We start from the raw sequence: 20,911 nt of genomic DNA on the forward strand, positions 1-20,911 counted from the left end.
GTCTGTCGACGGGGAGTCACCTAGTTCACGGACACAAGTCCCGCCTCATAGGCGAGGATCACCAGCTGGACCCGGTCCCGCGCGTCCAGCTTGGTGAAGAGGCGGGTCAGGTAGGTCTTCACCGTGGCGACGGAGATGCACAGCCCGGCCGCGATCTCCGTGTTGGACAGCCCCGAGCCGACCAGGGTCAGCACCTCGCGTTCCCGCTCGGTGATGCCCTTCAACTCGCGGCGGGCGGTGGCCTGTTCGGGGCGGGACGAGGCGAAGTGCCGGATCAGGCGCCGGGTCACGCTCGGGGCGATCAGGGCGTCCCCGGCGGCCACCACGCGGACCGCGGCGATGATGTCGTCCAGGGCCATGTCCTTGACCAGGAACCCGGACGCGCCGGCGCGCAGCGCGCCGTAGACGTAATCGTCGTCGTCGAAGGTGGTGAGGACGAGGACCCGGGCCGCCGCCGAGTTCTCCGACGGATCGGTGGTGATGCCGCGGGTGGCCTCGATGCCGTCCGTCCCGGGCATGCGGATGTCCATCACCACGACGTCCGGGGCGAGTTCGGCCGTCAGCCGTACCGCCTCGGCGCCGGTGCCCGCCTCCCCGACGACCTCCATGTCGTCGAGGTCGGCCATCACCATCCGCAGTGCCGTACGGATGAGTTGCTGGTCGTCTGCGAGGAGCACGCGGACGGGGCCGCTCATCGGGTCGCCGTCGCCGGTGCGGGCAGGCGGACCGCGACCCGGAAGCCGCCCTCGGGACGCGGGGCGGCCGTGAACTCCCCGTGCAGCAGCGCCACTCGCTCCCGCATACCGGCCAGCCCGAAGCCCGTGCCGGTGCCGTTCTCGTGGCCTCGTCCGTCGTCCGTGACCTCCAGGGCCAGTTCGTCGGCGCGGTAGTCGAGGGTGACCCGGCAGGCGCGGGTGCCCGCGTGCCGTACGACGTTGGTGACGGACTCCTGGACGATGCGGAACGCCGACAGGTCGATGTCGGGCGGGAGTTGACGCGGTTCGCCGTGGCGGTGGACCTCGACCCGTACCCCGGCGGCCGTGGTCGTGGCGGCGAGCCGGTCGATGTCGCCGAGGCCCGCGGCCACGACGGGGGCCTCGCTGTCGGCCGCCCGCAGCGCGACCAGCATGCGGCGCAGCCCGGCCAGCGTCTCCCGGCCCTCGTGCTCCACGGCTCGCATCGCCTCCCGGGCGGCCTCCGGCTGGGTGGTGGTGACCCGGGCCGCCGCGCCCGCCTGGAGGGCGATGATGCCGATGCTGTGGGCCACGGTGTCGTGCATCTCCCGGGCGATCCGCAGGCGTTCGGCGGTGACGGCCTGGGTCGCGGCCTGGGTGGTGAGCCGCTCGGTGTACGCGCGGTTCTGCCGCACGGAGTTGCCGATCAGCCAGGCGACGACGGCCATGAGGGCGAGCGCCGACCAGCTCTGCCAGTCGCCGCGGCCGGTGTCGTGGAGCGCGAGGAGGGGGCGGCCGAGGCCGGTGCGGGTGAGTTGGTAGGCGGGGAGCACGGCGACCGCGAGGGTGAGGGCGAGGAGGCTGCGCCGGGGGTCGGCGGTCGCGGCGAGCCGACCCACGGCGACGGCGAGCGCCGTGTAGTGGAACAGGCCCAGGGTCAGCCCGTTCAGCCCCAGCGTCACGGCGTACGTCCCGGCCAGGAGCAGCCCGAATCCGGACAGCGGACGCGGGCGCAGCAGCAGGCAGCCGGACAGGGCGAGGGCGCCGCCCGACACGATGAGCGCCCAGCCGTAGGCCGTGGGCGGGAACAACTCGACCGGCATGTAGGGCAGTTGGAAGAAGCCCCGGATCGAGAACAGTGTGCCGTAGGTCCAGGGCACGCCCGTCCAGACGCCCGGCGGTACGCGCTTGAGCAGGGGCAGTGGCGGGGAGGCGGGCATACCGCGATCGTAGGAGCGCGGGACCGCCGTGGTCATCGGCCCGGAGACGTACGACCACGGTCGACATCGCGCGCGTCCGGGTCCGGATCCGGGTCGCTGTCGGGGGTCGGTGCCGACGCCTCCCACAGGACGTCGAAGCGGTTGACGCGTTCCTCCACGTGTTCGCGGGTCATCTTCAGGGTCGTCCTGGCGGGCATGATGTGGATGTCGGGCTCGGTCTCGTAGGAGAGTTCGCCGTCGAAGATGATGAAGTCGTTCAGCGAGTTCATCTGGGCGGTGGGTTCCAGCAGGGTCCGGACCGCGATCCGCGCGTCGATCCCGAACTTGCGGTGCCGCTCGCAGAGTTGGCGGAGGCTGCCGGTGACCTCCGACTCCTCGTCGACGAGGAACACCCGCCGGATCTGCACCCGCCGTGACTTGATGGCCGCCTCCTGGGCGGCCAGATAGCGCCGCGCGGGCTCGCTCGACCAGAAGTCGCGGTCCACGGACGTGCTGGTGGCGTAGAGCGTTCGTTTGACGCACCTGGTGAGATCGATCAGCCACTCGTGGTTCTCGCCGGGGCAGTCCGCCGTGCGGTTGCCGAGGTTCTCCATCAGCAGCGCGAGCCGGCCCAACTCCTCCTCGGCGAAGGCCTTCACGATGTCCGCGCCCTGCTCGCCGACCTTGGTGTAGCCGAGCACCAGCCGGGTCACCTCGTCCGAGCGCAGCACGGAGCCGTCGACCTTGCTGTACAGCTCCGTCGCGGCGTTGATCTTCGCGAAGCTCTCGTCGACCGCCGCCCGCATCTCCACATGGTGGGCGGACAGGCTGTCCCGCATGTCCCGGATGCGGCGCTTCTGGCTCTCCTGGACGGCCTCAAGACGCTCGCCGAAGTCCACCAGGAGTTGCACGATCAGCGTCGCGCTGCCGAGGACGATGGACATCGTCCACTGCCACAGGGCGCCGTTGTTCTCGTTCAGGACGTTGGTCACGAAGAAGGCGGCGCCTCCCGCCAGTATCGCGAACAGTGTCTTGAGGAACAGTTTCGATCTGCGCTGGTCCTGGCCCTGTTGCGGTACGGACCGAAGCCCGCCTGCTCCTGTTGTCGTCGCTCCGTTCATGTCGAGCCTCCCCCGTCGGAAATGCGGTACGTGCCGCCCCGTCAGCTTGTGCTCAGTGCCTGGTGCAGCAACGGAATGGCCTGTATGGCCAGTTGGTCCCGGATACGCTGGCGAAGGTTCTCCCACTGGCGGCTGAAGCCCGGTTCCCGCTCCAGTACGTCCCAGAGGTGACCCAGCGTGCGGTCCACGTGCGCGCGCGGCATCCACAGATGCAGCAGGTGATCGACGGCCGGGCGCAGGGCCAGGACCGCCGCGGGCCCGTCCGCCGCTCCGAGCCTGCTGTGCTCCAGCATGTGGACGACGGTCGTCAGAAGCCAGTCGTGCAGTGCGAGGTCTTCGCACAGTCCGGCGACGGCGGCGGCCGGTACGTTCTCCGGCACGCGCAGTTCGACGGTCCGCAGTCCGTCCTCGGCGAGCGTGAAGCGGTCCAGCGAGGGGCCGCCGTTCTCGGGTGCCTGCCGCGCGGCCCAACGCAGGTGTGTGCGGCGGGACTTGAAGGGTGCCTTGTGGTCGAGGAGCGGATGCCGCACGAGCTGCGCGAGCAGTTCCTCGGCGATCATCCCGAGGTCCAGTTCGCCGCGTCCGGCACCCCGGAGCACACCGTCGGCGGTGGCCTGTACGGGCAGTTTCCCGAACGGTTCGACCACTCCGGGCCGCACCAGGTAGTGCCCCCAGGGACGGCGGACGTCGGGGCCCTCGGCGGGGGCGCCGAAGTAGGCGGTGGCCTGTAGGACGCGGCCCTCGGTGAGCGCCGCGCGGGCGGTGACCGTACCGACGGCCCGGACCTTGGCGCCGTTCGCGGTGGGCAGCCGGCAGTCCACTCCGGTCAGGACCTCGGGCGAGAGGGCGTACAGGTTGGGCCGCTCGGAGACCCGGACGTGTTCGTCGGCGCGCAGCCGCAGCAGTTGGGCGGCGGCCCGGCCGTCGAGGGACTGGAAGGACGGCAGCAGACAGGTGCGCACCTCGCCGCAGGCGAGGACCGGACGCGTCGGCCCGCCGAGTGCCGTCATGTCACGTCCCTTCGGGTGAGGGAGAGTTGGTGGGCTCCTCGTAGAAGACGTAGGTCGCGCGCTGTGCGACCGCCGCCGGTACCGCGATGCCCTCGCTCCTGGACCGCTCGGCGACCTGTTCGAGCGCGCCGGAGTCGACGTCGACCTGGTCGAGGATGAGCCGTACGGCGTCCTCCACGGCGAGGAACCGGTTCGGCATCAGCGTGCAGGTGCGGTAGGCGCTGAACGCGACCCGGGAGTCGCTGAGTTTGAGCAGCGGCGGCAGCTGGTCCCAGTCGCGCGGGAAGTCCCCGCCGGTCCAGGGGCGCGGGGTCAGCACGGGCTCGCCCAGGTGCCGTAGCAGACCCAGGCGGGCCAACTGCCATACGGCGGCCAGGAACGGGCAGGACCACAGGCGGCCCTGGTCCGTCTTGGACCACAGTTCGACGTCCATGAAGACCGAGTGGTTGCGGGCCGCGGTCTCCTGCGGCGGCTGCCAGGCGGTGATCTCGGCGAGGGCGCTGCGGGTGGGGGCGGTGCGCCGGCCGTTGGCGAGCCAGCCGGTCTCGCCGACGGGCGGCCGGGAGCCGTGGCTGCCCGGCGGCGGCGACTCCACCAGGCGGTGCATCACGGACTCGGCCGGTTCGATCCGGTCGGCGACCGCGCACCCCGACTCGCGGGCTAGATAGTCGATGACCAGCCCGGCCTTCGCGGCCTCTTCGAGGACCAGCGGGATGAGTTCGGCGGGGGTGGAGAAGCGGGTGAAGTAGTCGTCGATCAGGAAACAGGTGCTGACGCGGGGGCGTTTGCCGCCGATCCGGCGGGCCGCGGAGGCGCGGGCGGCGTCCACCCAGATCCGTACCTCGGCGAAGTGCTCGCGCAGCCGCTCGGGGCCCGCCTCGAAGTCCTCCATGTAGAGGTGGCCCAGCTCCAGTGAGAGATGGGCCAGGGGCACGGACTGGGTACGCGGGTCCGCGGTGGTCTCCCGGAACACGGCCTCGGTCACACCTGCTCCCAGTACTTGTCGTCGGTGAGCCGCCCGGCCAGGTCGCTCAGCGCCTGCCAGGTCTCCATGGTGGCGATCTGGCTGTCCAGCACGTCCTCGTCGGTGATCAGCTGCTCGCGCCATTGCAGGACCGGTTCCAGCGGGATGGAGCCGAGGACCTGGCTGTAGCCGATGCCGTGGTGCGAGGCCAGCTGCTTCAGTTCGAGGTCGCACTGCTCCATCCACGCCGACTGGGTGGGTGTGGCCTGCGACCACAGCGCCGACTCGGGATCGGGTACGGCGGCCCGGACGAAGCGGATGGCGCCGCGCAGCGTGTCCTCGTCGTGCCCGCGGGCGACCCCGCCGGCGACGATGCCGCGCTTGCCGAAGACCAGGTTCGCCGCGGCCTCCACATGCTGGCGGGTCCAGCGGTGGAAGACCAGCCAGCGGGCCTCGACACCGCTCAACTCCCGCTGTGCGGTGGCCGCGAGCACCATGTCGACGGCGTAGCTGCGGCCGGCGCTGAGGTCGACGACGATCAGGTCGAACTCGCCGTTGAGGCGCAGCAGCAGGTCCACGCAGCGGCGCAGGTTGTCCCCGGTGGTGGCGAACTCGCCGCCGCTGAGGTCACCGGGCATCAGGATCAACCGGCCTGCTCCGGGCGGCTGGTTGCGCAGCACCCGGTGTTCGGTGTCGGCCCAGACGTCGATCCTGACCGGTTCGCCGATCTCGCCTATCAGATACGAGTGCAGCCCGCGGTCCTCGGCGGCCTGGCGGGCGTCGGGCACGTCGAAGACCGCCGAGGCGGTGGGCGAGCCGAAGTCGAAGTCCAGGTAGCAGACGTCGTCGCCGGTCAGCGCCCGCTGGTAGGCGAGGTTGGCGCTGGTCACGGAGCGGCCGGTGCCGCCCTTGTCGGAGGCCGCGAAGATCAGCACGGTTCACACTCCCTGGACCGCGGCGGCGCGGGCCCGGGCGAGTGCGTCGAGCTGGCCGAGCACTTCGAGCGTCAACGCGTAGGCGGTGCCCGGCTGTTCGTCGATCAGCTCGCGGGCGCGGCGTAACTTGACCTCGATTCCCCTGAGTTGCATACCGCGCTTCCCGTCGGAGTTCGGCGCGGGAGCCATCTGCTCGTTGCCCAGGAGATGGGTGGACTCGGAGAGCAACGCCTTTGCCAGTTCGGAGAGTTCGAGGCTGCGGATCGGGGGCTGCGCGTACAGGCTGTGGACCTGGACCATCACCTCGGTGACCCGCTCGGTGATGCTCCAGGACACCGGCCCCTCGGTGAGGGAGGTCCCCGGGTAGGCGGCGTGCACGTTGTCCCAGAGTCCGGAGCCCTCGCCCTCGCCCATACGGCGCCGCCACACATGGCCGAAGATGTCCTCGGCCAGCCTCAACAGCCGGTCGTGCGCGGAGAGGTTGCGGGAGAGCGTGCACAACTGGACGGTCCGCTTGAGGAGTTGGGCCGAGAAGTCGCTCATCGTCCAGTTCATCGGCGGGCCGATGGTGCCACCGCCCTGCAACGGCAGGGTCACTCCCGGGCTGTGCAGCTGGATCATGGGGTCGTCGCGGGTCATCCGGCTGGTGATACGGCCGCGTTCGGCGAGGCGCTCCATGACGGTGACCGTGCGGGTCAGGTCGTCGTCGGTGGCCCGGCGGCGCATCAGGTCGTGCACGAGGATGGCCGCGACGGAGAGGGAGAAGTACTCGGACTCCAGCCGCTGTCCCGTCGTACGCCAGGGAATGTCCTCCAGCGGCCAGCGCTCGCGGTCGAAGCGGGCGATGCGGGACCAGTACTGCTGGGTGATCTCCCAGCGCAGCCGCAGCGCCTCGGCGAGTTTCTGCTGTTCGGCGTTGAGGAGGCCGAGGGTGAGGGTGCGGTCGGAGAACAGGTCCTGGATGCCGTCGAGGGCGACCACGGTGAAGTACAGGTACGGCACCGGGTTGGCGACGCCGACGGGCTGGGCCCCGATGTCCTCGTCGGTCTCCACCTCGGGCGCGTCCCGCACCAGGCTCCAGGCCCAGCCGCACTCGAAGAGCTGGCTCTCGTCCTTGAGGGCCTCCTGCACGTCGACGCCGAGGATGAAGCTCTCGATGACGGCGGCGCGCAGCGGCCTGAACCGCTTCTGGAAGTTCTCCAGCACCTGGCGCTGCGACAGCCGCCCCTGGCCGAGGAGTTCGCAGAGTGTCTGGCCCTGGGAGGACTCGGTGTCGTAGATGTTGACCGTGAACGAGCGCAGCAGGCTCACCATGGCGGCGGTGAGCCGGTTGCTGGTGGCGACCTTCAGCTCCCTGATCGTCTCCAGCATGTCGGAGCGGCGGGTCTTGGACTCGTAGACCTTGAGGAAGCCGAGCAGTGCCAGGCAGAGCGTGATGGACATGGAGAACGAGTCGGTGACGCCGAGTTGGCGCTGTTCCTCGGTGAGGTCCTTCTCCGTGTCCCGGGACTGGAAGTAGTAACCGCCCGCGAACGTGGGCCGCTTGTCGTCCCTGTGGGTGTGCATGAACTCGGCAGCGGCCGTCACGAGGTTGGCCGGGATGTCCTGCCGTCCGCCCGCCTTCTTCAGCGACTGCTGGACGTCGGTCTGGGTGGTGTCGGGGTCGTCCAGCCGGAACGACGGCAGCTCGGTCGCCGGGTACAGCAGACAGAGCAGGCGCTCGGCGTCGGCGACGCTGCTCTCCCCGCCCCATTTGCCCCACGCCCACGCGCCGTCCTCGAAGGAGTGGCGGGCGACCGCCTGCCAGATGTCCAGCAGATGCTGGCGCGGCTTGATCTGCATTCCATGCCCCTCACACAGACCGCACTGCCATCAGTCGAGGAATGTCCCTCTTCTGTTGTGAAGACTCACCGATCATTTTCGACCGGCCCGATCGGACCGATCAGTCGACCGATCCGATCAGCCGACCGGAACATCCGCGTCCGAATTCCCGCGCCAGCCGTAGGAGAGGATCATTCCGGAATATCCGTCACGTACCCGGTCCTTGGCTTCGAGCCGGTGCACCTCAAAGTCATCCGCGAATGGTTCGAGGCTCGCACGCACCTCCGATTCTCCCACGTCGCACGCCGGAAAGAACTTCTTTCCCGTGTAATAACCCTTTGAATGTTCCATGAAAGCTGCGGCGAAGGGTGCCCTTGGGGCCAGTGCGCGCATGAAGCAGGCGACGCCCAGGGTGAACTCCTTGTAGGAGGTGGTCATCGACTCGGCGACGAAGAACATCGTCCCCGCGGACCGCGGGGGCCCGAACCGCCCAAGATCGAAGATGTTGCCCTGCTCGACCTTGACGACCTTGCGGAACTGCTGACGTGGGTCGATGGAGAAAGCCTCGTACGCCTCGTGCTCGCCCAAGACGTTCCAGAACTGGTCCCAGTTCGGGCGGTAGTTGTCGAGCTGGCCCCGGAGGTACTTCACGTTCGCGGGTGAGCGCTCGACGAGCGTGACCTCGTCGCACCACGGCATCAGGGCGAGCGCGGGGTAGAGATTGGCACCCGCGCCCACGTCGATACCCGAAACCGGGCCGAAGTCCTGGTTCCAGAAATGACCGCCGAAATGATCCCGGATGATGTGCAGGATCTCCGCGTCCTCCGGCTGCAAGTAGCGGTAGTTGTGCTCGACGTAGGCCGTCGAGTCGAATGCTTCCCAGGAGACGTCCGCATTCATCACCTGGGTGCCCCCCAAAGATCTCGCGCTCATTTACTCACGGTACCAACATCCGAGGTACGACGGATACTTCTCGTCAATGTTGCGGCGATATCGCGCCACCACATGTCGGCCACCGGGGGCGCACAGGGGGCGCATCGTCGCGAATGTATTCTTGCGACCAGAATCGGCCTTGAACTGCCGGATTACCCCGCCCAAGATGTTCGGAAACCAGTCGAAGATGCCGGAAATATAGAGAGATCAAACCCGCGCCACTCGTACGAGTGGCGCGGACCCCGTGACCCGCTCTCCCCAGGAGGCAGCATGACGGCTTTTCCGGAGGAACGTTCCTCTTCCCTGGGCCGCCGCGCTGACCAGGCGTTCCTGGCCGACCGCGGCGACCGGCACCTGACCCTCAGAGGCATCACCGAGGCCGATCTCCCCGAACTCCTCCGCGTCGACAGGGAGGCCTTCCCCGAGGAGCCGTACCCCGTCTTCGTGGTCCGCCAGCTCTACGACATCCACGGCGACCGCGTCCTCGTCCTCGACGACGGCGAGGAGCTGCTCGGCTACATCCTGTTCGTCAACACCTCGGACGGCTATGTGAGTTGGATCATGAGCCTGGCCGTCACACCGCACCAGCAGGGCCACGGGCTGGGCCGGCGCCTGATGGTCGAGGCCCTGCGCCGACTGCGCGCGGAACGCGTCCACCAGGTGCGCCTGACGGTGGAACCGACCAACGCGGCGGCCATCATGCTGTACCGCTCACTCGGGTTCTCCTCCGAAGAGGGCGTACAGCGCGACTACTTCGGGCCGGACGAACACCGCCTCCTCATGACCCTCGCCCTGTGACCGCGGCGCCGCACCGACGAGGCGCCGCGCTCACGTAGCCCCGGTCCGGGACCAGAACCAGCTCCTGACGGTTCACGGTGGGCATGGTAGGGACGGAGAGATCGTCGACACACCGGCGCCGCTTCCGCGCAGGCGTCCACCGGCACCGGCGTCTCCGCGCGGCCGGCCGCCCTCGAAGAGCAACACACCGCCCGTGTCGGCGTGTTCGCGCACCACCTCGGTACGCGGAAGACCGTCGTGCACCGCGCCGACGAACTCTTCCCGATGTACTCGGTGTTCAAGACCCTCGCCGCGGCGGCCGTCCTGCGCGACCTGGACCGGCACGGCGAGGTCCTCGACAAGGTCGTGCACTGCACGGAGGCCGATCTCGTCGACGGTTCGGACCGGACGCGGGCGCACCTCGCCGACGGCATGACGGTCGAGCAGCTCGCCGACGTGGCGATCCGCTACAGCGACAACACCGCCGGCAATCTGCTCCTGCGCGAACTCGGCGGCCCCACCGCCATCACCCGCTTCGCCCGTTCCCTCGGCGACCCGGTCACCCGCCTCGACCGCCGGGAGACCGAACTCAACTCGGCCGAGCCGGACCGGATCACCGACACCACCAGTCCGCGCGCGATCGCCGGACTGTACGGCGGGCTGGCCCTCGGCGACGCCCTGCGCCGCCCCGACCGCGACCGGCTCACCGTCTGGCTGCTCAACAACACGGCGAGCGCCGCCCGTTTCCGCGCCGGACTCCCCGCGACCTGGACGATCGCCGACGCGCCGTACGACAACCAACTGGTGGCCGAGACCGCCGAGTTGGTGGCAGCGGCGGTCGGCTAGCGCGGGAAGTACTGCCGCGGTGTCACCCCCACCACCCGGTGGAACGCCGCCGTGAAGGAGCTGGCCGACGCGTATCCCACCCGCCGCGCCACGGACTCCACCGACAGCCCCTCGACCAGGTACGGCAACGCGGCCTGCATCCGCAGCCGTTCCCGCCACTGGCCGAAGGCGAGGCCGGTCTCCGCTACGAAGAGCCGCGCCAACGTCCTTGCGCTGGCGCCGACTTGACCGCCGTACGCGGCGAGGGCCCGTCCGTCCGCCGGGCGGGCCCGCAGCGCCTCGGCCACCGCGCGCGCCCGTGGATCGCGCGGTTCGGGCACGGCCACACTGGTCACCGGCACCGGACGCAACTCGTCGAGCAGCACCAGCTCGGCGCGTGAACGGGCCTCCGGATCCAGGTCGGTTCGGTCCAGGTGTACGACGAGCGCGTGGAGAAGAGGGGTGACCGCGACGACCGTCGGGTCCCGCCAGCCGATGTGCGGACAGCTCCCCGGGTTGACGAACACGCCTCGCATGACGGCGTCGCCCTCGGACTCCGTGGCGTGCGGAACGTGCGCGGGGATCCACAGGGCCAGCGACGGCGGCAGCAGCCACGTCCCGTGCTCGCTGCGGATGCGCAGCAATCCCCGTTCGGAACACAGGAGTTGATGGTCGGGATGCCAGTGCTCGGCGAAGGCGGTGCCACGCGGCATGACGAACTGGCCGACGAGGATGGCCGCACCGAACGGGCGCCTCCGCTCCTGTCCGTTCCGCGACATGACACGGCAGCCTAGCCCGTGGCGGACAACCATCCGCCCCGCCTAGCGTCGACGCATGCCGATGAACCGAGCCCACCGCAAGCTGTGCAGCTCCGAGGGTTGGGCGCAGACGACACAGGAACGCATCCTGCCCTGGGCCCTGGAACACGTCGAACTCGGCGCGGACGTACTGGAGATCGGGCCCGGCTACGGCGCGAACCTCCGCGTTCTCGTCGAGCGGGTCGCCCACCTCACCGCCGCCGAGATCGACGCCGACAGCGCCCGCCTGCTCCAGTCCAAGTGGGGCGACCGGGCCACCGTGCTCCACGCGGACGGCGCCGAACTGCCGTTGCCCGACGGGTCGTTCGACTCCGTCGTCTGCTTCACGATGCTGCACCACGTGCCCACCGCCGCCCACCAGGACCGTATCTTCGCCGAGGCGTTCCGCGTGCTGCGCCCCGGCGGTACCTTCGCGGGCAGCGACAGTCAACCGGGCTTCCGTTTCCGGGTGTTGCACTTCCGGGACACCATGAACACCCTCGATCCGGCGACCCTTCCGGCCCGGCTGGAGCGGGCCGGATTCACGGACGTGGCGGTGGACCTGGAACCGGAGAGCCGCCGCCTACGCTTCCGGGCCCGCCGCACCTGACGGCGCCCCGAACCGCCGTACGTACCGCCGCTGCCACGGTGTCTCCACCGCGTGCCGGTCGTAGTGGGCACGGACGTAGGAGACCGCCTCCCCCGGCGGTACCCCGTCCAGGACCGCCAGACAGGCGAGCGCCGTGCCGGTGCGGCCCCGGCCGCCGCCGCAGGCCAGCTCGACGCGCTCGGTGAGCGAGCGGTGCCAGGCCTCGGCGAGGACCGCGCGCGCCTCGCCACGGTCGGCGGGCAGCCGGAAGTCAGGCCAGCGCAACCACCGTGCCTGCCAAGGGACTTCGGGCGGCGGCTTGCCGAGCAGATAGACGCCGTACGTCGGGACCGGGCCGTCGGCCGGGAGCGGCCGGCGCAGGCCTCGCCCCCGGATCAAACGGCCGGACGGCAGCCGTAGGACACCCGCGTCCCTCTCGTCCCACGCCGCTGTCATCCCACTCACCTCTCACGCGTCCGGTGCCTCGCGCACCGCCTTCTCCAGCAGGGCGCTCGCCGCCCAGCGCATCACGTCCCGCGCCTCCTCGGGGTCGAGTCCGCAGGCGTCGCGGCTCGCGATCAGCGCCTCCGCGCCGTACACGAGGGTGACGGCCATGGTCAGGCGGCGGTGGAGTTCGGGCGGGAGGGTGTCGGCGAGGGGTTCGAGGGCGGTGCGGGTGTAGCCGAGGCGGGTCTGGTTGCGGGTGGGAATCTCCGGCTCGCCGCCCTCGTGCCCGTGGCCGTGCTCGTGCTCGTGCTGGGTGGACCAGCGTTCGAGGCTGGCCCGCACCAGCGCCCGCCACATGGCCTCGTCGCCGAGCTGGAACTCGGCGACGCGGGAGATCAGCGTGTCGAGGCGCTCGGCCGGGTCGGCGGGCAGGTCGGCGGTGAAGTCGGGGGTGCGGACCAGGAGTTGGGTCTCCTGGAGCAGTTCCTGGGGGCTGGAGAAGTAGCGATACGCCGTGGCCAGGGACACGTCGGCCGCCTCCGCCGCCTCCGCGATCGTGACCGTTCGGCCCTCGCGGATCAGGGCGACCGCGGCCTCGGTCAGGGCGCGGCGGGTGCGCAACTTCTGTCTGCTGCGGCCTTCCGACATGCGAATACCTTCTTGTCGTGAGAAACTTTTCTCATTACAGTATATCCGTCTCACCAAACGGGGGTCGCGGCCCGACCGGCACGCGGCACGACGAGAGGAGGAGCTCCATGGGCTCCATCACACCGGCGGAAATGGAAGTACTGATCGGCACGCACATGCTCGCCGAGGAGCACGGGGACCCGGCGGCGGCGGTGTCCGTCTACACCGAGGACATCGAGCACGACGCCGTCGGCTGGCCGGGCGGCACCGCGGTCGGCATCGCCGCCGCGCAGGCGCGCTACGAGGAGTTGGTGCAGGACATCCGCACCGAGAAGTCCGAGCGCACCCACACCTACTACTCGGAGAACGCGGCGACCGTCGAGGACCTGATCACCTGCACGGTCCCCGGCTCACTGCTGGGCGTGCCCGGCAACAACCGCCGGATCACCTTCCGGATGCTGCACGTCTTCGAGTTCACGGACGGCAGGATCTCCCGTGAGAACGTGTGGCTGGACGGCGCGTCGATCGTGGCCCAACTCACCGCTCCCTGACCGCGGTTCAGCCCACTCCGCGGGACTCCTGTGCCGCGCGCGCCTCGATGCCGCGGAAGTGGTCGGCCATCGCGCGCTGCGCGCCCTCGACATCGTGGGCGCGCAGCGCCGTGACGATGTCGCGGTGGCGGGCGACGGTGACGGCGGGTGCCGGGTCGTCGGTCCAGCCGCGGGCTCCGGCGACCCGGTGGAACACCGTCCAGAAGGCGCCGAGGAGTTGCGGGACGAGTTCGTTGCCGAGCGAGGCGTAGAGCAACTCGTGGAACTCACGGTCGAGTTCGGGGAAGGGCCGGCGGGCCCGGCCCGCCTCCTCCATCCGGTTCACCACCGCTTCCAGGCGGTCCAGTTCCGGTTCGGTGAGGATGGCGGAGACCCGATGAATCAGGCCCTCCTCCAGCACCTCGCGCACCTGGAGGATCTCGGCCAGCGCGTCCGCGTCGTCCTCGTGGCGGGCGAGGGTGCGGAAGGTGAGGCCGTCGGCGAGCGGGGTCAGCGAGGCCCGGCCGACGTAGGTGCCGTAGCCGTGCCGGATCTCCACGATGTCGAGGGCCTGGAGCGCCTTGAGGGCCTCGCGGACGGAGTTTCTGCTGATCCCGAGGTCTTCCATCAGCTCGGCCTCGGTGGGCAGCGGCGCACCGGGCTGGAGCTTGCGGTCGAGGATCAGCTGGACGACCTCGCGCTGTATCCGACTGTTCCTCGGCTCCCCGGACATGCGCCGCATCGTAGCCCCACCGGACGTCCCACGTCCCATGTCTGACCCCGGCCCATCCTGACGAGGGGTCAACTCGCGCCATTTCAAACCGCCATTGGTCCGACCTCTGACGGCTACGCCATTCGTGTGTGATGCCTTGACCACCCCCACGGGCGCTCTTATGGTCGCGCTGACCGCAGGACGTAGGACGTCGTACCTCCTGGAGGAACCGTGCGCGACGACGTGAACCGGAACGTGCCCGCGCTGCACCGCCGGGCGTTCCTGAAGTACTCCGGCGCGCTGGGCGCGGCGGCGGCGATCTCCTCGTCCCTGACGGCCTGTTCTTCGGGGCCGCAGTCGACGAACGACACCGGCGGCGGGGGCACCGGCAAGAACCGCACCCTGACCGCGGTGATCGGCTACGGCAACGACGGCAGCTGGGACCCGACGCAGACGGCGTCCGCGTTCGCGATGGCCGGCAACAACCACATCTACGAGGGTCTGATCGACACCGACCCGATCACCCGCGCGCCCTACCCGGCGCTGGCGACCGCCGTGCCGCAGGACACCAGCGGCACCTCGTGGAAGTTCACCCTGCGTGCGGGCGCGAAGTTCCACGACGGGCAGCCGGTCACCGCCGACGACGTCGTGTTCGTCTTCGACCGCATCCTCGACCCGAAGACGGCGACGCTCGCGCAGGGCTTCTTCGTGAGCTGGCTGAAGGAGGCCCGGAAGATCGACGCGCGGAACGTCGAGCTGGTCCTCAAGTTCCCCTTCCCGGAAGGGATTTCACGCCTCACCCTCGCGAAGATCATGCCGAAGCACGTCTTCTCGCAGCCGGGCGCCTGGGACGACGCGATCAAGGGCAAGGCGGTCGGCTCGGGGCCGTACCGGCAGACCGCGCACCACCCGAAGTCCAACACCACCTTCGCCGCGTTCACCGGCTACAACGGCCCGCGCCCGCCCGCCTTCAAGACGATGAACTGGCTGACGATCGTCGACGCGGCACCCCGGGTCGCCAAGATCTCCGGCTCCAGCGCGGGCGCGCAGATCGCCGACAACATCCCCTACGCCAACATCCAGCGGTTGCAGAGCGGCGGGCTGACGGTCGCGGGCGGGGCCGGGATGAACAACCTGTTCCTGATGTTCAACACCCAGCACAAGCCCTTCGACGACGTACGCGTACGCCAGGCACTCCACTACGCCATCGACACCGGCAAGATGGTCCAACTCGCCCTGCGCGGGCACGGAAAGCCGTCCTCGTCGTTCCTCAACGAGGGCAACCCGGCCTACCGGCGGGCGAAGACGGTCTACGACTACGACCCCGACAGGGCGAAGGCGCTGCTGAAGGCGGCCGGGGTCAGCGGACTGAGCGTCAACCTCATGTCGGTGAACGTGAGTTGGATCGTCGACTGCCTGCCCACCATCAAGGCGTCCTGGGACGCGATCGGCGTGAAGACCACCCTCTCCCCGCAGGAGACCACGGCCGTCTTCACCAAGATGGACCAGAAGCAGGACTACCAGATCGTCGCCGCAGCCTCCAACCCCAACCAGTTCGGCCTCGACGCCGACCTGATCATGCACTACAACTACGGCCCGCAGAACCTCTGGATGGGCTACGCCCGTTGGGCCGGGAACTCCACCGCCAAGCAGCTCTTCAAGGACATGGACCGGGCGACCCAGGAGCCGGACGCGGCGAAGAAGAAGACGATGATCCAGGACTACATCGACATCGTCGCCGAACAGGCCGTGCTCTACCCGGTCGTCCACAACGAGCTGATGACCGCCTGGGATCCGAGGAAGCTGACCGGGATAAGGGCACAGCCCTACCCCGGCATAAACGTCCTTCAGGCCAAGTGGGTCTAGCCGTACAGGAGTTGACCAGTACAGGAGTTGTTGACCCATGGTCACCGTCGTCAGGATTCTGGCCCGCCGTGTCGTCCTGCTCGTGCCGCTGATGCTCGGCATCGTGCTGTTCGTGTTCGTGGTGATGCGCTTCTCGGACGTCGACCCGGCGTCCGCGTTCTTCCAGGGCGCCAACCCGACCGCGCAACAACTGCACGACTTCCGCGAGCGGAACGGCCTGCTGGATCCGCTCCCCCTCCGCTACGTCCATTTCGTGGGCGCGCTCCTCCACGGTGACCTGGGCACCAGCGCGCTGACCCGGGCGCCGGTCGTGCAGCAGGTCACCACCGCGCTGCCGCTCACCCTGCAACTCACCTTCCTGGGGCTGGCGGTCGCGATAGTGCTGTCGCTGCTCGGCGGGGTGACGGCGGCCATCTACCGGGACCGGCTGCCCGACCAGATCATCCGGGTCGTGTCGCTCACCGGGGTCGCCGCGCCCGGCTTCTGGCTGGCGCTGCTGATGATCCAGTACCTGGCCGTGGACCGGGGCTGGTTCCCGACCGGCGGCTACATCAACCCGGCGGACTCCCTCACCGGCTGGCTCAAGACGATGGCGCTCCCGGCACTCGCGCTGTCGCTGCCGGTGGCGGCCCAACTCACGCGCATCGTACGGACGTCGGTGGTCGAGGAGCTGGACAAGGACTACGTCAGGACCGCGATCGGCAGCGGCCTCCCGCCGCATGTCGTGGTCGGCCGGAACGTCCTCCGCAACGCCCTCATGAACCCACTGACCGTACTGGGCCTGCGCGTTGGATACCTGCTCGGCGGTGCGGTCGTCATCGAGACCATCTTCTCCCTCCCCGGGATGGGCAAGCTGATGATCGACGCCGTGCAGAACGGCGACCCGGCCGTCGTCCAGGGCGTGGTGCTCACGACGGCGACCGGGTTCGTCGTGGTGAACCTCGTCATCGACATCCTCTATCTGCTGGTCAACCCGCGCCTGAGAGATGCCTCCTGATGTTCACTCAGTTCCCCCAGTTCTCCCGCAAGGGCCTCGCCGAGACCCTGTCCCGGCCCGGCATCAGACTGCGCGGCTGGCGCCGGCTGCCGCTCGCGTCGAAGATCGCGGTGTGCTTCCTGGCGGTCGTGGTCCTGGTGGCACTGTTCGCACCGCTCCTCGCGCCCCACGACCCGCTCGACCAGCAACTCCCCGTCGACGGCACCGGGCACCCCTCCGCCGACCACTGGATGGGCCAGGACAGCCTGGGCCGGGACATCCTCAGCAGGCTGATGTACGGCGCCCGTTGGTCGCTGGCGATCGGGCTCGGGGCGACCGCGCTGGCGCTCGTGGTCGGCGCGCTGATCGGCGCGGTCGCGGCGACCGCCCGCAAGGGTGTCGACGAGACGCTGATGCGCTGCCTGGACGTGGTGATGGCGTTCCCCGGCATCGCGCTGGCGGCCGTCCTGGTCGCGGTGTTCGGCGGCGGGATCACCGTACTGATCTGCGCGATCGCGTTCCTGTTCACCCCGCCGGTGGCAAGGGTCGTACGGGCCAACGTACTTGACCAGTACGGCGAGGACTACGTCACCGCCGAGCGGGTGATCGGCGCCCGCACCCCGCACATCGTCATCAAGCACGTGGCCGTCAACTGCGCCGCCCCGATCCTGGTGTTCTGCACCGTGCAGGTCGCCGAGGCGATCGTCTTCGAGGCGTCGCTGTCGTTCATCGGCGCGGGCGTACGGCCCCCGGACCCGTCGTGGGGCAGTGTCATCGCGGACGGCAAGAACATGGTGCTGACCGGGGGCTGGTGGGCGACGGTCTTCCCCGGCCTGCTGATGCTGGTCACCGTACTGTCCCTGAACATACTGTCCGAGGGAGTCTCGGACGCGTGGGCGGCCCCGGCCGCGCGCGAGGTGGACGTACGGCAGGCCACCGACGACGACCCGCTCGACGCGCCGGAGCCCGGCACCGGCGAGGTCCTCCCGCTCCCCGGCCTGACGGAGGCGGCGCTCCGACTCCGGTCCCGGGCAAGGCCGTTGCCCGACCAGGACGGTCAACCGGTCCTGGCGGTCGAGAACTTGGCGATCGGCTTCGAGGGCCGCCATCACGGCGTGGACATCGTCGACGGCATCAGCTTCGAGGTGCGGGCGGGCGAGGTCCTGGGCCTGGTGGGCGAGTCGGGCTGCGGGAAGTCGCTGACGGCGCTCGCGGTGATGGGCCTGGAGCCGAAGGGTGCCCGGGTGCGCGGCCATGTCCGTTTCAACCAGCGCCAGTTGGTGGGCGAACCGATGCGGGTCCGCCGCAAACTGCTGGGACACGAGATGGCGATGGTCTACCAGGACGCCCTGTCGTCCCTGAACCCCGCGATGACGATCCGCGCCCAGCTCAAGCAGGTGATACGGCGCGGAGGCCGCCGTGGGGCAGGCGAGTTGCTGACCATGGTCGGCCTCGACCCGGAGCGCACCCTGCGCAGCTACCCGCACGAACTCTCCGGCGGCCAGCGCCAACGCGTCCTGATCGCCATGGCGTTGTCCCGCGACCCCAAGCTGATCGTCGCCGACGAACCGACCACCGCCCTCGACGTCACCGTGCAGGCGCAGGTCATAGAGCTACTGCTGCGCCTGCGCGAGGAGTTGGGCTTCGCGCTGGTCCTCGTCTCGCACGACCTCGCGCTGATCGCCGACGTCACCGACCGGGTGGTGGTGATGTACGGCGGACAGATCGTGGAGACGGGCGTGACCGCCGACCTGGTGGAGTCACCGGCCCACCACTACACGCGCGGACTGCTCGGCAGCGTGCTGTCGTTGGAGTCGGCGGCCGAACGCATGACCCAGATCAAGGGAGTCGTCCCCTCCCCCGCCGACTTCCCGGCCGGCTGCCGCTTCGCCGACCGCTGCCCGCTGGCGAGCGACCTCTGCCGTACGACCGCGCCGGACCTGGTCGGCCCGCGCACGCACACGGCGGCCTGCCACCACCCGGCGATCGACCTGGTGACGACGGAGAGCGAGACGGTGTCATGAGCGGCGCGGAGATCGAACCGGAGGCGGCCCACAGTCAACTGGGCGGCGGTGCGCTGGTCGATCTGTCCGACGCCCATGTCGTCCACAAGGCGCGCAGCGGCGGTCTGTTCAGCCGCGACCGGGTCTACGCCCTGACCGGCGCCGACCTCACCATCGCGCCCGGCGAGACGGTCGGCGTGGTCGGTGAGTCCGGCTGCGGCAAGTCGACGCTGGCGAAGGTGCTGGTGGGCGTCCAGCGGCCGACGTCCGGCACGGTGTCGTTCCGGGGCCGGGACCTGTGGTCGATGCCGGACGGCGAACGCCGGGCCGCCGTGGGCACGGGCATCGGCATGATCTTCCAGGACCCGTCGACCGCGCTGAACCGCCGCCTGACGATCCGCCAGATACTGCGGGACCCGCTGGATGTGCACGGTCGGGGGACGAGGGCCGAACGGGAGGAACGGGTACGGGAGTTGATGTCACTGGTCGGCCTCCCGCGTGCTCTCGCGGACGGCCTCCCGGGCCAGCTCTCGGGCGGCCAGCGCCAACGGGTCGCGATCGCGCGGGCGTTGGCGCTGGACCCCGGCCTGGTGGTGGCCGACGAACCGACCAGCGCCCTGGACGTCTCGGTCCGCGCCCAGATCCTGAACCTCCTGCTGGACCTGAAGGAACGGCTGGGCCTGGCCCTGGTGTTCGTGTCCCACGACATCCAGACGGTACGGCGGATGAGCGACCGCGTGATCACCATGTACCTGGGCCGGATCGTCGAGGAGACCCCGGCCGACCAGGTCACCGACCGGGCGAGACACCCGTACACCCGGGCCCTGTTCTCGGCGACGCCGGGCCTTCTCCACCCCATCGACCCGATCCCGCTGATCGGTCCGGTGCCATCGGCGACGCGTCCGCCGAGCGGGTGCCCGTTCCGTACCCGCTGCTGGAAGGCGGACGAGGTGTGCGCGTCCGTCATGCCGGACTTTTCACCCGCGTCGACGCCGGGACATCGCTACCGCTGCCACCATCCTGTTGAGGAGGACTTGACCACCCGCGATCTCGTTCGCCAGAACCGCCCCATGGAGCCCTCATGACCTTCCCCGCCCCGCTCACCGGTGTCGTACCGCCCGTCTGCACGCCCCTGACACCGGACCGCGAGGTGGACGTCCGTTCACTGCTCAGGCTCGTCGACCATCTGGTCGGGGCCGGGGTGCACGGGCTGTTCCTGCTCGGCTCGACCTCGGAGGCGGCGTATCTGACGGACCGGCAGCGCAGGTATGTGGTCGAGGCGGTGGTGGCGCATGTGGGTGGCCAACTCCCGGTACTGGCAGGGGCGATCGACATGACGACCCCGCGAGTCCTGGACCACGTGGCGGCGGTGGCGGACGCGGGGGCGGAGGCGGTCGTGGTGACCGCGCCGTTCTACACGCGCACCCACCCGGCGGAGATCGCCCGCCACTACCGCCTTGTCGCCGCCGCGTCACCGGTCCCCGTCGTGGCCTACGACCTCCCCGCCTCCGTCCACACCAAGCTGCCCGCCGACCTCGTCCTCGAACTCGCCGCGGAGGGTGTTCTGGCCGGCCTCAAGGACTCCAGCGGTGACCTCGGCGGCTTCCGTACGGTCGTGATGGGCACCCGTACCCGTCCCGACATCACCGGTTTCAGCGTGCTGACCGGTTCGGAACTGTTCGTCGACTCTGCACTGGCGCTGGGCGCGGACGGCGCGGTGCCGGGACTCGCCAATGTCGACCCGCACGGGTACGTCCGCTTGGACGCGCTGTGCCGGGCCGGGGACTGGTCGCGTGCACGGGCCGAACAGGAGCGGCTGTGCGGGTTGTTCGGGCTGGTGGGTGTCGGCGACCCGGCCCGAATGGGCGGCAGCTCGTCGGCCCTCGGGGCGTTCAAGGCGGCACTGCACCTGCGGGGCGTGATCGAGTGCGCGGCGACGGCGGAGCCGCAGGTTGCTTTGTCGGCGGACGAGGTGGGCCAGGTGGAGAAGTTCCTGGCGGCGGCGGGCTTGCTGTAACCACACTTTTCCCACCCGCCCGCCCGTTTGCTGTCTCTTAAAAGGTGAACCTCAAAACGCCCGGGACAGGTGGGTGAGTCCCCAGCCG

20 protein-coding genes and 1 pseudogene are annotated in these 20,911 nt (G+C 69.8%); 9 read left to right on the forward strand and 12 right to left on the reverse strand.

Annotated elements, in window-relative coordinates; translation table 11 throughout:
* Nucleotides 1-20: 20 nt before the first annotated feature.
* The 8 genes from ACWIHT_RS38190 to ACWIHT_RS38225 all read right to left on the reverse strand — a co-directional run bounded on the left by ACWIHT_RS38190 (nucleotide 21) and on the right by ACWIHT_RS38225 (nucleotide 8,642).
* A complete protein-coding gene (locus ACWIHT_RS38190) occupies nucleotides 21-695 on the reverse strand; it encodes a response regulator (protein WP_456173086.1) in 675 nt (224 codons plus the stop codon).
* Nucleotides 692-1,894, reverse strand: a complete 1,203-nt coding sequence (locus ACWIHT_RS38195; RefSeq protein ID WP_456173088.1) for a sensor histidine kinase — start codon at nucleotides 1,892-1,894, stop codon at nucleotides 692-694. The genes ACWIHT_RS38190 and ACWIHT_RS38195 overlap by 4 nt, the downstream gene beginning before the upstream one ends.
* A 32-nt stretch (nucleotides 1,895-1,926) precedes the next feature.
* Complete coding sequence (locus tag ACWIHT_RS38200; protein ID WP_456173089.1) at nucleotides 1,927-2,994, reverse strand: hypothetical protein; 1,068 nt, start codon at nucleotides 2,992-2,994, stop codon at nucleotides 1,927-1,929.
* 41 nt (nucleotides 2,995-3,035) lie between these two features.
* Complete coding sequence (locus ACWIHT_RS38205; protein WP_456173090.1) at nucleotides 3,036-4,004, reverse strand: SCO2521 family protein; 969 nt, start codon at nucleotides 4,002-4,004, stop codon at nucleotides 3,036-3,038.
* Between the two features lies 1 nt (nucleotide 4,005).
* Nucleotides 4,006-4,989 (reverse strand): SCO2522 family protein, encoded by a 984-nt coding sequence (locus ACWIHT_RS38210; RefSeq protein ID WP_456173091.1) that lies wholly within the window; start codon nucleotides 4,987-4,989, stop codon nucleotides 4,006-4,008.
* On the reverse strand, nucleotides 4,986-5,903 hold the full coding sequence (locus tag ACWIHT_RS38215) for an SCO2523 family variant P-loop protein (RefSeq protein WP_456173092.1): 918 nt from the start codon (nucleotides 5,901-5,903) through the stop codon (nucleotides 4,986-4,988). The genes ACWIHT_RS38210 and ACWIHT_RS38215 overlap by 4 nt, the downstream gene beginning before the upstream one ends.
* A 3-nt stretch (nucleotides 5,904-5,906) precedes the next feature.
* Nucleotides 5,907-7,745 (reverse strand): SCO2524 family protein, encoded by a 1,839-nt coding sequence (locus ACWIHT_RS38220; protein ID WP_456173093.1) that lies wholly within the window; start codon nucleotides 7,743-7,745, stop codon nucleotides 5,907-5,909.
* A 117-nt stretch (nucleotides 7,746-7,862) separates the two neighbouring features.
* Nucleotides 7,863-8,642 carry an SCO2525 family SAM-dependent methyltransferase gene (locus tag ACWIHT_RS38225; protein WP_456173094.1) on the reverse strand — a complete coding sequence of 260 codons (780 nt, stop codon included), beginning with the start codon at nucleotides 8,640-8,642 and terminating at the stop codon, nucleotides 7,863-7,865.
* Between the two features lie 285 nt (nucleotides 8,643-8,927).
* On the opposite strand from ACWIHT_RS38225, the gene ACWIHT_RS38230 reads away from it, so the two are divergent.
* Together ACWIHT_RS38230 and bla are read left to right on the forward strand one after the other, a co-directional pair.
* A complete protein-coding gene (locus ACWIHT_RS38230; protein ID WP_456173095.1) occupies nucleotides 8,928-9,455 on the forward strand; it encodes a GNAT family N-acetyltransferase in 528 nt (175 codons plus the stop codon).
* A 114-nt stretch (nucleotides 9,456-9,569) separates the two neighbouring features.
* Nucleotides 9,570-10,280 (forward strand): annotated as a pseudogene (gene bla / locus ACWIHT_RS38235) (class A beta-lactamase); the annotation flags it as partial.
* Here bla and ACWIHT_RS38240 read toward each other — a convergent pair.
* Nucleotides 10,277-11,038 carry an AraC family transcriptional regulator gene (locus ACWIHT_RS38240; protein WP_456173097.1) on the reverse strand — a complete coding sequence of 254 codons (762 nt, stop codon included), beginning with the start codon at nucleotides 11,036-11,038 and terminating at the stop codon, nucleotides 10,277-10,279. The pseudogene bla and the gene ACWIHT_RS38240 overlap by 4 nt on opposite strands.
* Before the next feature lie 55 nt (nucleotides 11,039-11,093).
* Here ACWIHT_RS38240 and ACWIHT_RS38245 point away from each other — a divergent pair, with 55 nt between their 5' ends.
* Nucleotides 11,094-11,666 carry a class I SAM-dependent methyltransferase gene (locus ACWIHT_RS38245; RefSeq protein ID WP_456173099.1) on the forward strand — a complete coding sequence of 191 codons (573 nt, stop codon included), beginning with the start codon at nucleotides 11,094-11,096 and terminating at the stop codon, nucleotides 11,664-11,666.
* Here the strand turns inward: ACWIHT_RS38245 and ACWIHT_RS38250 are convergent.
* A complete protein-coding gene (locus ACWIHT_RS38250; protein WP_456173100.1) occupies nucleotides 11,640-12,101 on the reverse strand; it encodes a phosphatase domain-containing protein in 462 nt (153 codons plus the stop codon). The two genes, ACWIHT_RS38245 and ACWIHT_RS38250, sit on opposite strands and share 27 nt — an antisense overlap.
* Nucleotides 12,102-12,113: 12 nt before the next feature.
* Complete coding sequence (locus ACWIHT_RS38255) at nucleotides 12,114-12,740, reverse strand: TetR/AcrR family transcriptional regulator (protein WP_456173102.1); 627 nt, start codon at nucleotides 12,738-12,740, stop codon at nucleotides 12,114-12,116.
* Nucleotides 12,741-12,847: 107 nt separating this feature from the next.
* Between ACWIHT_RS38255 and ACWIHT_RS38260 the strand changes: the two genes are divergently transcribed.
* Complete coding sequence (locus ACWIHT_RS38260; RefSeq protein ID WP_456173103.1) at nucleotides 12,848-13,270, forward strand: ester cyclase; 423 nt, start codon at nucleotides 12,848-12,850, stop codon at nucleotides 13,268-13,270.
* Between the two features lie 7 nt (nucleotides 13,271-13,277).
* Here the strand turns inward: ACWIHT_RS38260 and ACWIHT_RS38265 are convergent, their stop codons facing one another.
* The gene (locus tag ACWIHT_RS38265) at nucleotides 13,278-13,991 is read right to left on the reverse strand and encodes a FadR/GntR family transcriptional regulator (RefSeq protein ID WP_456173105.1); all 714 of its coding nucleotides are present in this window, start codon (nucleotides 13,989-13,991) and stop codon (nucleotides 13,278-13,280) included.
* A 201-nt stretch (nucleotides 13,992-14,192) separates the two neighbouring features.
* Between ACWIHT_RS38265 and ACWIHT_RS38270 the strand changes: the two genes are divergently transcribed.
* From ACWIHT_RS38270 to ACWIHT_RS38290, 5 genes are read left to right on the forward strand one after another with little or no spacing between them, the layout of a single operon-like run.
* The gene (locus ACWIHT_RS38270; protein ID WP_456173106.1) at nucleotides 14,193-15,827 is read left to right on the forward strand and encodes an ABC transporter substrate-binding protein; all 1,635 of its coding nucleotides are present in this window, start codon (nucleotides 14,193-14,195) and stop codon (nucleotides 15,825-15,827) included.
* A 37-nt stretch (nucleotides 15,828-15,864) separates the two neighbouring features.
* Nucleotides 15,865-16,824, forward strand: a complete 960-nt coding sequence (locus ACWIHT_RS38275; protein ID WP_456173108.1) for an ABC transporter permease — start codon at nucleotides 15,865-15,867, stop codon at nucleotides 16,822-16,824.
* Complete coding sequence (locus ACWIHT_RS38280; RefSeq protein WP_456173110.1) at nucleotides 16,824-18,827, forward strand: dipeptide/oligopeptide/nickel ABC transporter permease/ATP-binding protein; 2,004 nt, start codon at nucleotides 16,824-16,826, stop codon at nucleotides 18,825-18,827. Before ACWIHT_RS38275 ends, ACWIHT_RS38280 begins: the two co-directional genes overlap by 1 nt.
* The gene (locus tag ACWIHT_RS38285; RefSeq protein ID WP_456173112.1) at nucleotides 18,824-19,891 is read left to right on the forward strand and encodes an oligopeptide/dipeptide ABC transporter ATP-binding protein; all 1,068 of its coding nucleotides are present in this window, start codon (nucleotides 18,824-18,826) and stop codon (nucleotides 19,889-19,891) included. The genes ACWIHT_RS38280 and ACWIHT_RS38285 overlap by 4 nt, the downstream gene beginning before the upstream one ends.
* A complete protein-coding gene (locus ACWIHT_RS38290; RefSeq protein WP_456173114.1) occupies nucleotides 19,888-20,823 on the forward strand; it encodes a dihydrodipicolinate synthase family protein in 936 nt (311 codons plus the stop codon). Before ACWIHT_RS38285 ends, ACWIHT_RS38290 begins: the two co-directional genes overlap by 4 nt.
* The last annotated feature ends 88 nt before the right edge of the window (nucleotides 20,824-20,911 follow it).

Source organism: Streptomyces sp. NPDC002276 (assembly GCF_053891435.1).